The sequence below is a fragment of the Pseudomonas sputi genome, assembly GCF_021603585.1.
GTDB lineage: Bacteria > Pseudomonadota > Gammaproteobacteria > Pseudomonadales > Pseudomonadaceae > Aquipseudomonas > Aquipseudomonas sputi.
In genome coordinates, this window is sequence record NZ_BQHI01000003.1 from 67564 (window position 1) to 82928 (window position 15365).

At 49.5% G+C, this 15365-nt stretch carries 13 protein-coding genes; 4 read left to right on the forward strand and 9 right to left on the reverse strand.

Annotated elements, in window-relative coordinates:
• Window positions 1–406: 406 nt before the first annotated feature.
• The 4 genes from L6D81_RS05210 to L6D81_RS05225 all read right to left on the reverse strand — a co-directional run bounded on the left by L6D81_RS05210 (window position 407) and on the right by L6D81_RS05225 (window position 5581).
• The gene (locus L6D81_RS05210) at window positions 407–1453 is read right to left on the reverse strand and encodes a fimbrial protein (RefSeq protein WP_236178158.1); all 1047 of its coding nucleotides are present in this window, start codon (window positions 1451–1453) and stop codon (window positions 407–409) included.
• Between the two features lie 101 nt (window positions 1454–1554).
• A complete protein-coding gene (locus L6D81_RS05215) occupies window positions 1555–4005 on the reverse strand; it encodes a fimbria/pilus outer membrane usher protein (RefSeq protein ID WP_236178159.1) in 2451 nt (816 codons plus the stop codon).
• A 165-nt stretch (window positions 4006–4170) separates the two neighbouring features.
• Entirely contained in the window at window positions 4171–4923 is a 753-nt protein-coding gene (locus tag L6D81_RS05220) for a fimbrial biogenesis chaperone (protein ID WP_236178160.1), read from the reverse strand.
• 67 nt (window positions 4924–4990) lie between these two features.
• The gene (locus L6D81_RS05225) at window positions 4991–5581 is read right to left on the reverse strand and encodes a fimbrial protein (protein ID WP_236178161.1); all 591 of its coding nucleotides are present in this window, start codon (window positions 5579–5581) and stop codon (window positions 4991–4993) included.
• A 615-nt stretch (window positions 5582–6196) separates the two neighbouring features.
• On the opposite strand from L6D81_RS05225, the gene L6D81_RS05230 reads away from it, so the two are divergent.
• From L6D81_RS05230 to trxB, 4 genes are all read left to right on the forward strand, one after another.
• Window positions 6197–6910 (forward strand): response regulator transcription factor, encoded by a 714-nt coding sequence (locus tag L6D81_RS05230; protein ID WP_236178162.1) that lies wholly within the window; start codon window positions 6197–6199, stop codon window positions 6908–6910.
• 4 nt (window positions 6911–6914) lie between these two features.
• Window positions 6915–10544, forward strand: a complete 3630-nt coding sequence (locus L6D81_RS05235) for a transporter substrate-binding domain-containing protein (RefSeq protein ID WP_236178163.1) — start codon at window positions 6915–6917, stop codon at window positions 10542–10544.
• Window positions 10545–10832: 288 nt separating this feature from the next.
• The gene (locus tag L6D81_RS05240; protein WP_236178164.1) at window positions 10833–11681 is read left to right on the forward strand and encodes an EAL domain-containing protein; all 849 of its coding nucleotides are present in this window, start codon (window positions 10833–10835) and stop codon (window positions 11679–11681) included.
• Between the two features lie 259 nt (window positions 11682–11940).
• Window positions 11941–12903 carry a thioredoxin-disulfide reductase gene (gene trxB, locus L6D81_RS05245; RefSeq protein WP_039769336.1) on the forward strand — a complete coding sequence of 321 codons (963 nt, stop codon included), beginning with the start codon at window positions 11941–11943 and terminating at the stop codon, window positions 12901–12903.
• A 63-nt stretch (window positions 12904–12966) separates the two neighbouring features.
• Here trxB and L6D81_RS05250 read toward each other — a convergent pair whose 3' ends face one another.
• The 5 genes from L6D81_RS05250 to folM form a co-directional block, all read right to left on the reverse strand.
• Window positions 12967–13305 (reverse strand): HopJ type III effector protein, encoded by a 339-nt coding sequence (locus L6D81_RS05250; RefSeq protein ID WP_236178165.1) that lies wholly within the window; start codon window positions 13303–13305, stop codon window positions 12967–12969.
• Window positions 13298–13594: a DUF1244 domain-containing protein gene (locus tag L6D81_RS05255; protein ID WP_236178166.1), complete on the reverse strand. Its 297-nt coding sequence runs from the start codon at window positions 13592–13594 to the stop codon at window positions 13298–13300. Before L6D81_RS05255 ends, L6D81_RS05250 begins: the two co-directional genes overlap by 8 nt.
• Before the next feature lie 68 nt (window positions 13595–13662).
• Window positions 13663–14034 carry a dihydroneopterin triphosphate 2'-epimerase gene (gene folX / locus L6D81_RS05260; protein WP_236178167.1) on the reverse strand — a complete coding sequence of 124 codons (372 nt, stop codon included), beginning with the start codon at window positions 14032–14034 and terminating at the stop codon, window positions 13663–13665.
• Window positions 14035–14595 carry a GTP cyclohydrolase I FolE gene (gene folE, locus L6D81_RS05265; protein ID WP_236178168.1) on the reverse strand — a complete coding sequence of 187 codons (561 nt, stop codon included), beginning with the start codon at window positions 14593–14595 and terminating at the stop codon, window positions 14035–14037.
• 22 nt (window positions 14596–14617) lie between these two features.
• Window positions 14618–15328 (reverse strand): dihydromonapterin reductase, encoded by a 711-nt coding sequence (folM, locus tag L6D81_RS05270; protein WP_236178169.1) that lies wholly within the window; start codon window positions 15326–15328, stop codon window positions 14618–14620.
• Window positions 15329–15365: the final 37 nt, after the last annotated feature.

The window sequence follows — 15365 nt, forward strand, 5'->3', positions numbered from 1 at the left end:
CGCCGACCTTACCGACTTTGCAGAACCTGTGAAAGCGCGGCGGCGGGATCGACATTCACTGTAACAAAGATCTGAGTGGGTAAATCGGTTGCATCAACTGGATGAGCAATGCCTCTGAATACTAAGTCAAGACAGTGACTGGTCAACTCTGACTATGCTTCTAACGTTTGCCAGAGATCGCTCCATGACGTTAAAGCGCCAGTGGTTACGGCAGGGGAGCTCCAGTCAGATTCATCGTTTGCTTTCAAGGTTAAAGAACATAAAAAGTACTTCTGGTAGGTCGTTATTCCGAACTTTATCCATAATGTTCAACTTGTGTTGAAGAGGTTTGCATGAGCTGAATAAACAGGGTGAACGAAGTTGCGGATTTACGTTGTGGTCGAGTGTTGAATGGCGCAGTTGTCGCTTATAAGTATTGAATTAAAAACGTAACCTCGGTGTTTGCTGTTCCAGCTTTAAGCTCTTTGTTTGGGAGCTTGACATAGGATGCGTTCAGCGGGATGCTGAATGTGTCTCCATTTTTTGACCCTGTAAATTGATGATAACTATCAAGCTTCAAAGGGACGCCTTCCGAATCTTTTACCTGAAGAGCGATCCCTTTGGCTGTTGAGCTATTGTTAAGAGATACAATACCTTGCTCAGTGTTGATAGCTTCGGTTGTGGCTTTTAATGAATATTTTACGTTTTTTATTGAGTTTGGGCATTTTGTCAGGTTCAAGTTGAAAGAAATGTTTTTCGTGCCGTTACTGGTGCTTTGAAGTTCCGATAGATTGTAGTCCTTCATATCTACGTTGATGTTGTTGGTTTCGCAAGTTGTAGTGCTGATGTTAATAGGGTTACTTAATACTATTTCTGCCACCTTAAAACCATCTGTCGAAGCCCAAGTCCCCAATAGACCAGCTGGAACAGTGAAAGCGTCAGTCGCGTTACCACCTCTTTTGTATATGGAAAGCGTGAATCGGTTAGAAAAATCGAAAACGGAATCCAAAGTGTTGAAATTAAAATTATTCTCCGTAGAGTTGATAGTTGGAAAATAGTGATAGTTCTCAAATTTAAGTTTCCAGTAAAAATTTGGGTGGTTTATGAAAGTAAATTCTGTTCCCGACGACGGTTGGCTACTTATCGAAGGATTAACCTTGATGCCGGATTTTTGCATGGTCTTACAGGCAACGGAAATTTGTCGATAGTAACTAGAAAATGTGGATTTATAAATTTCAGTGTCCCCACTATCAGCCGGTACCTCAACGCTATTTCCGTTGTACGTAAAAGTTCGCATCTGTTTAAAAGTGTCTTTTTCGGTAAAGTAGCAGTTTTCTGCTTTTGCTTGATCCAGTCCGCAAATCAGAAGGAGGAAAATAAAAGTACTTATCCTAAAAGCAATCAGAAAAATGATTCTAGAAGTGTTGGGGTTTTTTAATATGTTGAGTGACATATTTCTGTATGTGTTTTTCATCAATTTATTTTCTTCTGTAATAGTCGCTGGTTGGCTTCTTTAAACCCGTCTGATGTGTGTTGAATTGTTTGGAATGAAGCCATATGGGTTTTGGTTTATGATTAACTTTGGCAAGAAAGCTCTAATCGTTCATAATTTACTTTGGTTTCTTTTTTCGGAAGCGTATAAGGTGCGATACATTGTTTTCCCTGCCACTTTATTACTATATTTCCTTTGGTCTTGATAACAAAGGCCAGTGCTTTGCCAGTTGGATCGGACATCGCGAGCTTTTTGCCATGATCGTCTTCTAATATCGCACCGAAAGGAATTATCTCGCCGTTGATATCATAAAGTTTAAATTGTACACGCCGTCCTTTTTTGCTTTCAAAGATTGCTTTGACAATTGCACCTCGTCTCGGGATCAGTTGTTGTGTTGCGTTATCCAGTTCAATATCGCCACCCAGATTACGCGTGTCGAGAGTTATCCAGTTAACACGATAAGGTTGCGCATTAGGTATGACTGCATATCCGTTAGATCCTGTTTTTACACTTGAATAACTACTAACCGGTAGGTCGGATGTTCCGGTTGCTTCAACTAACGCAAACGTTTCGCCAACGGTCTGCCCCAAGTTGATTCCACCAGCGTGAGCTACAACAGATCCTGATAAATTTAGACTTTGCGAGCTGTAGTTATTGCCACGACTATAGCCCAGCCCCATGTCTCCAATTGATGTCCGCGTATCTAGACTGAAGGAGTTCGAGTGGCTACCTTCGGAATCCCTTCCACTCTGAACGGAGTAAAAGGTATCGCTGTCTTCGGTGAAGAAGCCATTTATACCGGCTTGCGTTGTGCTGCCGGATTTCTGATGGCTGCTGGAAATATACGTTCGCGGAGCGCGTGGACTGGACCCTAGTGGAAAGGAAATCGAAACGCTAAATTGAGTGTCATTCGTTTTTCCACCGAGTACCCCAATTTCTTCAGTTTTACTGAGGTTAATATTGTAATTCAGGTCTTGCCAGTTATTGCTGTATCCGGCAGAAACGCTGCGTGAGCTACCGCGATCCCAGTAGCGCTGATCAGACGCGTTTAAATACAAAGATCCTAGTTCCCGCTCACCTCCAAGTGTTTGGTTAATTGTCAGATCGGTTCTTATCTTGGAGTTTCCGTTACGCGTTGTAGCATCTTTACTGATGTCCTCTACGTGATCTGTGAGCGTTCGGTACCCTTCGGTCGAGTACCTGTAAGCGGCTAGAGTCAGGCTAGTATCAGTACCTGTGAAAGTCTTGGCGTAGAGCGCGCGCACGCTGGCCCCATGGGTCGATTTTCCATTGGCTTTACTGGATGACTCAGTTATATCGATCGACATCGCACCAATGGATGTATTTTTGGAAGCGCCTATAGCAACAGCTTGAAAACCATCGCTGGTCTGTAAGCCGGCAATTCCTGTCAAGTCACTTGTGAGGCCGTAGGCGAAATTACTACTTATGAAACTGGGTTTCTCATAACCTTTTATTTTATTATTGAATTTTCCGCCCGATACGCTGTACTTCACTTGGCCTTCACGGACCATAGTCGGAAGCGTGGAAAAGGCTTGTCGTGTTACTTTTCGACGACCATCGGCTTCGATGACAGTGATTTCCAGGTCGCCGTTGGATCCCGATGGATAAATATCACCAATCTCAAACGGACCGGGCGACACGTTAGTCGTATATAGGATGTAATTATTCTGGCGAACTTCGATCTTCGCATTCGTTTCAGCGACACCACGAATAATCGGCGCATAGCCACGCTCGCTATCGGCACGCATTCCGTCATCGGACGCAAGCTTCAAGCCCCGGTATCGCACGCTGTCAAATAGCCCGGATTCGGAGAATATTTCACCCACGCTAAACTGACCTTTAAGTGCGGTTAAATCATGCTGCACAAAGGTTCGGTTAGTTACGAAGCGATTCGCTTGGCCCGTGGATGTACTGAAGTTAGATTCGTTACGTAGACGCCATGCACCAAAGTTTATGCCGTTACGCAGGCCCAGATTATTTGTTTTTTGTGTTCCGGTATTTGTATGGTTACGAGCAGTGCTAAATTGGTAATTCACAAACCCTGCAGTGACCCCCTCGTCCCACAGTTCAGAGTCGACATAACCGCGCATGCCGCGTGCAATTGCGATTTGGGGGACACTTACATTCAATCGTAGACGATTAGAATCGAAGCTGACTCTTGCATGGTCGATAATCGTTGGAAGATCGTAATGGTCTGCAGGATTTTTTTCGTCAATTAAGCCCTGGTCGTAAAGTTTCTGCATGTTTATACCCAGCTGTTTCAGTAACTCCAAAGCTATTTTTGGCTCTACCTTGTCATTCACTGGGTTGGTTATAAAATCAACGTCGCGCGTACCAACACGTGTTCCATTGCTGAAAATATCCAGGCGATACCGGCCAGGTAATACGTTGTTAACATTTAATATTGGTTGCAAGTCTACAGCTGAAGTTCCGTGCATGAATTGAGTGTTAAAAGATTCCTCAAAAAACACGCTGTTAGATTCGGCACCATAGCTTATGCCGTAAATGGCCATGTTAATCGCCAAGCACAAAGGGCGTATACGTCGCGCTTTTGAAAATGTTTTGTAATTGGTAGCGTTGATGTTTGATTTTGAAAAAAACATTTGAATGCCTTATGTGTAATCGCTAAAGATCAACCAGATATTTAGCGAGTAACTTATGGCGTGTTGGGGGGGAAGTTACTTTTTGACTGGTGTCTTGTTGCGTTTGGTGTGATTCTCTAATTCGTCTAGTTGCGCTTCAAAATCCTGTTGCGCCCCGTAGTCATTAATGACCAAGAATGTTAAGCGGCTTGCACTGCCTATAACCGTTTTCTTCAGTGGAAAAGACCTGGTTTCACCCGGTTTAATCATCGTTGAATCAGTTACCAGTTCAGTCAGATCGCCTGACGCTAATTTTAGATCTGCGAGTGAAACGTGGTAGTTGCTCTTGTTTGTCACAATTAATGTTTGTTTTTCAGATGAATTTCTCAAACTCCAATAAAGCTGTTCGGGGGCTTTTGCTGCATCACCGGATAACCCTTCGGGGCGAAAAAAAACTTTAATGCGCTGGCGGATAGCCAATTGCAAAGTATTGATTTCAGTGGATGTTGTATGAGGGATCTCCTGAACGTTCAACCACATTACGGACTCTTTATCAGAAGGCATGCCTCTACCCTCATAGATAATTCTTAATAATTGCTGCTGTTTTGAGCTGATGCGTACCAATGGTGGTGTGACTGCGAAGGGAAGATTGTCACTATTGTTGTTACCCGCATCGAGCCACGATTGTATCAATATGCTCTGATCGCCGTTTCTTACCGTGATGTTTGCTTCCTTCTTTGTGCCATCAAATATAACTCTTGTTGAACTCAGTGAAATGCTGGCGGACGCAAAAGGTGTTATAAGAGTAGCTACTACTCCCAGGAAAATTAAAAGACTACGGCCTGGCATACAAAAGATTACCTGTGAATATGTTTAAATATAGAGCGAGGTTGGATTGCCTCGCTCTATATTTTAGTTATTCGTATTCGAGTACGAATGGAAGAGAGGCGTTGCCGGTACCCGCGCTAGCCGCGGCGATGTCACCGGTCACCACGTAAGCGGCGGAGAACGACAGAGTTCCGTCCCCACCTTTATCAGGATCGCCGGTCAGGCCTGTTTCAATCTTGGCAGTAGCATCGGAGCTCAGGTCAATCAGTTGGCCATTGTTATCAAGCAACGCAATACCCACACCTTTTGCAGCGTCCGCACCTTGCAGCTTCAGTACTTTTTTGCCGTCAACGAGTCCGGATCCACCGTTAGCGGATGGTTTAAATAGCATCGAAACTTTGGTGCCGGCGTTGCAGTTGACCTTCAGGTTGAAATCATTGGCAGCCATACGACCAGCAGTCGGTGCTGACTCTGTTCCCATGTCTTTAATTGACACGTTGCCCATGTCAACTGTGATCATTTTGTCTTTCCCTGTCGCGCCATCAACCGAACAAGCGTCGTTGTTGATCACACCGGTAAAACTGATCTGGCCACTGCCACCCTTGGTAGTGGCTGCCATAACGCCGCTAGAAGCAGCAACCAGTGACAAAGTTAGTGCAGCTAAAACGAATTTATTCATGAGTTATAAACCTAGCTAAGTGTTGAATTGCATACGGCACTGAGGCACGAAGCTAAGTGTATTGATTCGAAATTTTATATCACTAAGAATTGTCTCAAAGTGGTTAGAGCGAGTACTTGCAGGCTTGTTGCGCCAGATGGGTGAGCTACCCAAGTAGTTTTTGTTTGTTTGGTAACTCTATTTCTACCGATATTTATGCAGAGATGATCAATAGCTTGCCCTTCTAGCTAAACTGGAGCAGCTATTTTTTGAATGATCAAGTTGTGAATCAACGGGATTACGATAACTTTGTCTTAAAGGCTTTGAGATGGGGGGCGCAAGGGCTTCGTCGCGAGAGACATTCAGAATATGGCAAGCCCTATATATAGCGTGTTTCTGTGAAGGGTTTGAATCTGTCCTTTCTCGTGGGGCGGCATGAGGAATTTTGGCGCTGGAGCGTGATTCGCAGTTCGGCTGGCTTTTGGGACAAAGCCCTATTTCAAAAATGGATTAGAATGTCCATGATCGCCTGAAGGGTAGATAAGACATGTCTGAAAACTGAAATTGGATGTGTGAGCCTCCTCAGCGGTTGGCGGATGTTGATTCCCGTGTGCTTTCTCATGTTTGGAGCTAGTCATGCACTGGTCAGTAGTAAAACCATTACGCCTTGCTATCCTGGATGACCACTCGCTCATACGCCTCGCGATGAAGTCCCGCCTCACGCGTGAGGCGGATTTCAGTATTTTGGGAGTTTACAGTAGCAGTGCGCAGCTACTCGCGGGATTGCGCGCAACTGAGTTCGATCTACTGATTCTCGATTACAAATTGCACGAAGATGAGTTTGACGGATTAAACCTGATCAGATTGTTGCGCCAACGTTACCCAGAAATGCGAATCCTGGTTTCCTCCTCTGAAGAAAGGCCGGCAGTCGTGAAAATGGTACTCGACGCTGGGGTAGGCGGTTTTTTCGGGAAATCTCAGGCTGTTGACGATTTGATCACCGGCATTCGTTGTGTTGCGTCTGAAAAATTGTATTTAGGGCCGGGCATGGCCTTTGAGCTCGACTCGAAGCAAGAAATACGCAACGAACAGGCGATTGCAACTGATAGCCAGCAGTCGCCCAGTCATGACCTATTGAGCAGTCCGCTGCTTTCCTTGAAAGAGAAGGAGGTTTTACGCTGCTGCCTTGAGGGATTGGGCGTTACGCAGATAGCACTTAAGTTTTCTCGTAGCCGTAAAACCATCAGCGGGCAAAAAAGAACTGCTCTTAAAAAACTTGGCATACGTAACGATGCAGAGTTGTTCAAGCTGCAGCACTCTTTGAAAGATAATAAAATGCAGGAAAATTAGGTGTATGCCCAATCTATTCCTCAGGCTTTTGCTGGCAAGCATCATTTCATTATCCCTGTCAGCAAGTTTATTGGCTGCTGATTACCGTTCTCTGCAATTGTCTGCAAGGGTAGATTGCAATCAGTTGCAGCTTGAACTTTCTAATGACGATTGGAGTTGGCTGCGCCAGAAACGAGTTTTAGTGCTCGGAGCGGCTTTGCCGGATTTTCCCCCATACGTTATGACTGCAAGTGGAACTCGTTATGAGGGTATCGTCGCAGACATGGTTTGCGTAATCGGTCAGGCGTTACATGTTGAAGTTAATGTCAAAGCATTTCCTACGCGATCGGCCGCTATAAATGCCCTGAAGAGTGGTGAGATTGATATTTTGGGTAGTTCCAACAGTTTTGAAGTTTCTGACGGGAACGCTATCCTGAGTAAACCATACGTTAAAGATGTCCCTGCTATTTTTATGCGAAGTGATGATCGTCGCTCTTTCTCGGCCGATTTGTCCGGTCTGCGAGTAGCGGTCGCTGATGATTATTTAACCTCTAGCCAGCTTCGTGCGTTGTACCCAAATGCAGAATTTGTATTGTTTCCTTCAAATGAGCTTGGTCTGGCCGCGTTAGCATTCAATAAGGTTGATTTATATTTGGGAGACACAGTTTCGAGTAACTATCTCATAAATATCATTTATTTTAATTACGTGCGTCTTCATTCATTTGTCAATATCCAAACTGGCGGCTTCAGCTTCGCACTGCGCAAAGACGATCAACAGTTAAAGCGCCTGATTGATTTCACTATTGAATCTATGGGACAGTCCAGGGCTAGCGAAATTACCAAACGCTGGTCCGGGGGCGGTGGTGCCCTGGGTCCTGAAAAAATTGATCTTTCCGATACTGAAGTACGTTGGCTCCAACAGCACCCTGTCGTGCGATTTTTGGTTAACGATGATCAAGCGCCCTTTGCATTTTTTGACCGTAAAGGTAATTTGGGGGGGATTGGTGCAGATTTGCTTGAGCTTATTCAACGACGTACTGGATTACAATTCGAGGTTGAACGAACTGACAGTTTCTCCAGTTTGAGTAGCAGCTTGCTTGACGGGAGTGCTGATATTTCATTGTTGATGCCCACAATATCGCGTGAAGTCGGTATGCGTTTCACTCACCCTTTTCTCGCTACGCCGTTTGTGATAGTTACTGCAAAAAATCCAAGTGCGGCTTCAACTTTGCAAGAGCTGCGTGGCAAGCGTGTTGCGGTTGCGGAAAGTTCTGCCGAGGGTGAGTTGCTCCAAGATTACCCCGATATTCGTATCATCCAGAGCGCAACGATTCTGGATGCACTTGCTGATGTAAAGGAGGGGCGAGCGGATGCGATGATTACTACGCTGCATAATGCGCGCTATTATATCGCTCATATTTATAAGGATACTTTGCGCATCTCCAATATTGTAGGAGGTGATGTAGGTTTTCTGGCTTTCGCGGCCCGACGTTCTGATACGGAACTGATCAGTATTTTGAACAAGGCATTACTCAGTATACCGCCCGATGAACTGGATGTAATACTCAACCGCTGGCGCCCGATCGCTGCGTTCTCTGCACTGTCTTGGCGTGATTACAAGACTCTGATCTTTCAAATCAGTGCAGGCGCGTTTCTGATAATTTTAGGTTCACTTGTCTGGAATTTTTATATCCGACGGCAAATTCATGAGCGCAAAAGGGCTGAGCGTTTGCTCAGCGAACAGTTAAAATTTATGGGGTCCCTGATAAATGGAACTCCTCATCCGATTTACGTTCGTGACCGAGAGGGTCGGTTACTGATGTGTAATAACAACTATCTCGAAACCTTCGGGTTGAGTGAAAAGGACGTCATCGGAAAGACCGTGTTCGAAAGTGGCAAACGAAATCGCCAGGAAGCGCTGCAATTTCATGATGACTATTTGCGAGTCATGCAGCAAAACATACCCTATGAAGTAGATCGCACGCTCCATGTCGGTGGTAAACGGTTGGCTATCTACCACTGGATTCAGCCCTATCACGACACGGAAGGTGAAGTGAAAGGAGTGATTTGTGGCTGGATCGACATCAGTGAGCGTCGTGAGCTGATCGAGGAGTTACGCTCGGCAAAGGAGTTTGCAGATGAAGCAAGCCGCGCGAAAACGACATTTCTAGCGACGATGAGTCACGAAATTCGCACCCCGATGAGCGCGGTAATCGGAATGCTAGAGTTGACGCTCAAGCGTGCTGAACAGGGGCATTTTGATCAGTCTATGGTCGAGGTGGCCTACGACTCGGCGAAATCCTTGCTCGTACTTATCGGAGACATCCTTGATGTTGCTCGCATCGAGTCTGGTCATGTCAGTCTTTCGCCCTCGCGCGCGAATCTCAGGGAACTGGTTGAGTCCGTTGCACGTGTGTTTGACGGTTTAGCCAGGCAGAAAGGGCTCGAGCTAAGGTTGGATATCGACGCCAGTCTCGGATGTGATGTATTAGTGGATTCAGTGCGCTTTCGGCAAATACTGTCGAACTTGGTAGGAAATGCAATTAAGTTTACGGATTTTGGTCATGTCAATATTTCCCTATTTGGGTATCAGCTCGCCGACTATCGCCTTCAGATAAGACTTAAAGTTGAAGACACTGGGATCGGTATTTCTGAGTCGGATTTACGTAAGCTCTTTCGGCCGTTCGCTCAAGTTGATCAGGGACCTTCTAGAGGCGGAACGGGGTTGGGACTGGTTATTTCTCGCTCTTTGTGCGAATTGATGGGGGGGCAAATTAACGTTACAAGCGTTTTGGGCAGAGGTACTTGTGTTGAGGTCTCGCTGTATTTGACTATGCTCAACTCCGTGAGCGATAAACCGGTAAAAACTTCCATAATCCACGATAAGCCTCTTCCAGTGCTACGTATTCTGGTTGTTGATGATCAACCTGCCAATCGATTGTTGACAAGTCAGCAGTTGAAGTTTTTCGGTCAGACGGTTGTTGGAGCTGCTGACGGGGCTGAGGCACTTTCATTATGGCGAGCTGAGCAGTTTGATATCGTTATTACGGATTGCAATATGCCGGTCATGGATGGTTATGTATTGACTCGCAGGATTCGCCAGTATGAGCAGGAACGTGGATCTGCTCGCTGTTGTATATTAGGGCTAACTGCAAACGCGCAGCCAGAGGAAAAAAATAAGTGCCGAGAGGCAGGTATGGATGATTGTTTATTTAAACCAATTTCTCTCGAAACATTATTTGTGATTTTATCCGATTGGGAAAATACTGTTCAACCAAAGCACTTTGATGTTGATTGTTTAGAGGTGAGCAACACATCAGAATCGATACGGGCTCGACTTTATGAACTCACAGGTGGCGATGTTGTGGTGATGAAGGAGCTCGTTTGTGAAGCATTATCAAGCTGTGAAAGGGATCTTGTGGAATTGCGTGCATTGATTTCGGAGTGCGACCCCCGACGACTCGGAAGTTTAGCTCATCGCATAGCAGGCGCGGCGAAAATTGTGGAGGGGGTGGAAGTTATCGAACGTAGTATTGATTTGGAGAAAGAGTGTGAGGCTCCTGTTATTGATAAGGTTCGAATGAAGTTCTATGCGATGAAACTTGAGCATGCTCAGGTGGAGTTGATAAAAATGATTAAAACAGTTGAATTTTAGCTGAATTCGCCCGAATCCAGTTTTTTGACACGCAAGCCTACGCAGTAGCGCTGGTTGCGAGCAGAGAGGCCGACTCTCGATTATTCGGCAACGATTGTCCGAGTCTGGTTTAAATCGACTCCAACTTTAATGCTCGAAACCCCTGCGGATTGAGCAACCGCTGTAGTCAATCTGCATCTTTTTTCAGCAAACTTAGAGGGGGGAGGTGGTCAATTTTGAGAATTTTCTTAAAGGACGCGCTCGGTCGTTCGCATACCCTTAGCGGACGATTCGAATCAGGTTTTACTCATGTTTACCGCACTTAATTTACATAGACCTGCTCGCGCTGGAAAGCTTGAGGTTGCGCAGCCGAAGATAGAGGACATCAACGCACGGGAAATTTTAAGAGGCTTGCTTCAAGGGGAGTTTCAAGCATATGTGCAACCAAAGTTCGATCTGACCAGTAATACCGTTCATTCGATGGAGGTCCTTGCTCGTTGGCAACACCCCGAATTTGGGCTGTTGTGTCCGGCAGTGTTTATCCCGACAATGGTACGCGAGCGCCTGCTCGATGATTTGGTATGTGAACTCCTTGAGCAGGGGCTCGCTGGTCAGATCAAGCAACATAATCACGGTCGAAAATTAGGCGTAGCTTTTAATCTAAGTCTTCTGCAACTGACCAGAACAGCATTAGTTGAGCGCTTGCTGGTTCGTCTGCTCAAACACTCTTTGCCGTTATCGTCGGTGACGTTTGAAATTACTGAAGACGGCCCCGCGATCGCGAGCGATATTTGTGTGCAAAACGTCATCCGTCTTCGCCAGCTCGGCGTGCGCTTGTCACTCGACGACTACGGGACGGGCCACTCTACCTTGTTTCGCCTGTGCCAATTGCCGTTCGATGAAATCAAGCTGGCTGGCGAATTCACTCGTCACGTTCTCAAGTCTTCACAGCACCGCAGTATTGCGCGTTCGACTACCTTGTTGGCCAGGGAGTTGGGCATGAGCCTGATTGTCGAAGGTATCGAAACAGAGGAACAGCGTTGCTGTCTTGCGCAAATGGGGGTGAGGATCGGCCAGGGTTACCTCTGCGCGCCGCCCATGCCTGTTGACGCGCTGGGTGAATGGTTTACGTTGCGGGAAAATGGATTCGCCGCGTGACGGGAAGGTTCAGAGGGTTGCGGTCGTCCTGCTTGGGAAACACATCCATCTCGTCAGTGTCTCGGCATAGAGACCACCTATGAGCTGGATTGTTAAACCGTATTTCCTTAATCTTGCCCCCCTCGATACGCTGCACCCAACTTTTTACAGGACTGTCGAGCTCACGCCTTCCCCAAGGTTATCCACAGTCCTTTTTTATTCTCGCCGGCAGTCCGGCGTCCGCGCCTGATGTATCGGCCGGTCAACAGGAGACAGGTTCATGTCTGAAGTCCGTCATTCGCGAGTGATCATCCTCGGTTCCGGCCCTGCCGGTTACAGCGCTGCTGTCTACGCTGCCCGTGCCAACCTCAAGCCGCTGCTGATCACCGGCATGCAGGCCGGCGGTCAACTGACCACCACCACCGAAGTCGACAACTGGCCGGGCGACGTCCACGGTCTGACCGGCCCGGTACTGATGGAGCGCATGCGCGAGCACGCCGAGCGGTTTGAAACCGAGATCGTGTTCGATCACATCAACGCCGTGGACTTCGCTTCCAAGCCATACAGCCTGACCGGCGACAGCGGCACCTACACCTGCGACGCGCTGATCATCGCCACCGGCGCCAGCGCTCGTTACCTGGGCCTGCCGTCGGAAGAAGCGTTCATGGGCAAAGGCGTTTCGGCCTGCGCGACCTGCGACGGTTTCTTCTATCGCAACAAACCAGTGGCCGTGGTCGGTGGCGGTAACACCGCTGTCGAAGAAGCGCTGTACCTGGCCAACATCGCCAGTAAGGTCACCCTGATCCACCGTCGCGAAACCTTCCGCGCCGAGAAGATCCTGATCGACAAGCTCAACGCCCGTGTGGCCGAAGGCAAGATCGAGCTGAAACTGAACGCAACCCTGGACGAAGTGCTGGGCGACAACATGGGCGTGACCGGTGCCCGTCTGAAGAACAACGACGGCAGCTTCGACGAAATCAAGGTCGACGGCGTGTTCATCGCCATCGGCCACACCCCGAACACCTCGCTGTTCGAAGGTCAGCTGGAATTGAAAGACGGCTACCTGGTGGTTCAGGGCGGCCGTGAAGGCAACGCCACCGCGACCAGCGTCGAAGGCATCTTCGCTGCCGGTGACGTGGCCGACCACGTTTACCGTCAGGCCATCACCTCGGCCGGCGCCGGTTGCATGGCGGCACTGGACACCGAGCGTTACCTGGACGGTCTGCAGAACGCTTCGTTCTAAGATCGCAGAAACGAAAAAACCGGCCAATTGGCCGGTTTTTTTATGCCTGCGATTCGCTCGGAATCAGCGGCGTGTCAGCGGTTGCGCTTCGAACTTCACGCCCGCCAGACCGTGCTGGATCAGCGCACGGATATTGCCGTGATCGCTGCCCTCGGGCGTTGCCACGACCGAGCGGTAGTGCTCGCCAAACGCCAGCAGCACTTCTTCATCGCTCAGGCCTTCCAGCAGCGCCAGACCGAGAGTCTTGCACGAACCTTCATTCTGCCCAGCCGCGTTTTCCACGCCGCCGTTGTTGAATGCCTGAGGCTGGTAGTCGTAACCGGCGGCGATGAAGGACAAGGTGTCGGCAAAAACGTGTTCGCCGCTCTTGAGGCTGGCGCGCAGGGTGTTCAGATCAGTCATGGGGTTTTCCTTTGGCGAACGCCGCTTGTTGTTCGGCGCTGGCTTCTTGCTGATATTGGGCTTTCCAGTCGGCGTACGGCATGCCGTAAACCACTTCGCGGGCGTCGTCGAGGCTGACCTCGATCTGGCGCTCGTCGGCCTCGGCCTTGTACCACTTGGACAGGCAGTTGCGGCAGAACCCGGCAAGGTTCATCAGGTCGATGTTCTGCACGTCCTTGCGGCTGTCCAGGTGGGCGACCAGTCGGCGGAAGGCGGCGGCTTCGAGTTCGAGGCGTTGTTGCTCGGTCATGATGGGCTCTGTGCAGTCAAATCGTGGCGCGGATGATAAAAGTCTGACGCCCGGAGCGCCAGACACGTTCAGCGGCTGGCGGCGATGGTGATCGACACCGACTCGGCAAATCGCAGGGCATGCGGCTTGTCGACTTCGACTTCGGCGTACAGCACCGATTCGTTGGCCATCACCAGATCCAGCAGCTCCTGGGTGAGGCGTTCGAGCAGCGCGAAACGGTTGCCTTCCACATGCGCAATGATCGCCTTGGTGATGGTGCGGTAGTTCAGCGCGTGATCGATGTCGTTGTCTCGCACCGCTTCCTGCGCGGCGTACAGGATGGTCAGGTTGATCAGCACATCCTGCTTGTTGAGGATTTCGTCCTCGTTGATCCCGATAAAGGTGCGCAGGCGCAGATCCTTGACCCGGATGCGCGCCATTCCCGGTTGAAGTTGTGGCATTTACTTGCTCCGTCCAATCAATTGCAGGAACTCCTGGCGGGTGTTGCTCGACTCGCGGAAGGCGCCGAGCATGACCGAGGTGTTCATGGTCGAATTCTGTTTCTCGACACCGCGCATCATCATGCACATGTGCCGGGCTTCGATGACCACCGCGACACCGGCGGCATCGGTGACTTGCCGGACCGCCTCGGCGATCTGGCGGGTGAGGTTTTCCTGGATCTGCAGGCGGCGGGCGAACATGTCCACCAGTCGCGCGATCTTCGACAGCCCCAGCACCTTGCCCGTCGGAATATAAGCCACATGGGCCTTGCCGATGAAGGGCAGCAGGTGATGTTCGCACAACGAATAGAGTTCGATGTCGGCGACGATGATCATCTCGTCGCTGTCGGAGGCAAACAGCGCGCCATTGACGATCTCCTCGACGCTCTGTTCGTAGCCGTGACACAGATACTGCATGGCCTTGGCCGCCCGCACCGGCGTGTCGAGCAGCCCTTCGCGGTTAGGGTTTTCACCGAGACCGATCAGGATCTCGCGGTAATTCTCGGGCAGGGAACGGGTCATGGAGCATCCTCGCGGGGGCGTATTACTTGACGTGCCGCCCGCCGTTGACGGTCAGGGTCGTGCCGGTGACATACGGGTTGTCGAGCAGATAGCGCAGGCTCTGATAAATCACTTCGCTGCCGGGTTCGATGCCCAGTGCGGACTTGGCCAGCGCCTTGGCGCGGTACGCCGCGTCGTCGTCGGGATTGAACAATAGCAGGGCTGGCGCGATGCCGTTGACCTTGATTGACGGCGCATAGCGCGCAGCGAAGGACAACGTGAGACTGTCGAGCCCGGCCTTGCTGGCGCAATAGCCGATGTGTTTGCTGCTGCCCTTGCGCGTGACGTCATCGCTGATGTGGACAATGTCGGCAGGGCTCGAACGTTGCAGCAGTTCGGCGCAATGCAGGTTGATCAGGTAGGGCGCCAGCATGTGAATGTTGAACATGCGACTGAAGGCTTGGGCTTCGCCGTCGTCGTTTTCCGCCAGCCACTCCGAGGCGTTGTGCACGATGGCGCGCAGGCTGTCGGTGTGGGTCTTCAGTTCGGTGATGAATGCGAGGATCGACGCTTCGCTGGAAAAGTCCGCGTGCAAGCCGATGGCGCCCAGATCCCGAAGCACCTTCACGCCCGGCCGTTCGCTGCGATAGGTGAAGATCACCCGATGGCCGTCTTCCAGCAAACGCTGCGCACAATGCAGACCGACCCGCTGGCCGGCGCCGGTGATGAGGATGGGAGCTGTGGAAGCAGTCATGTACGGCTCGCGTCGAAGTCAGAGCAAAAACTATAAC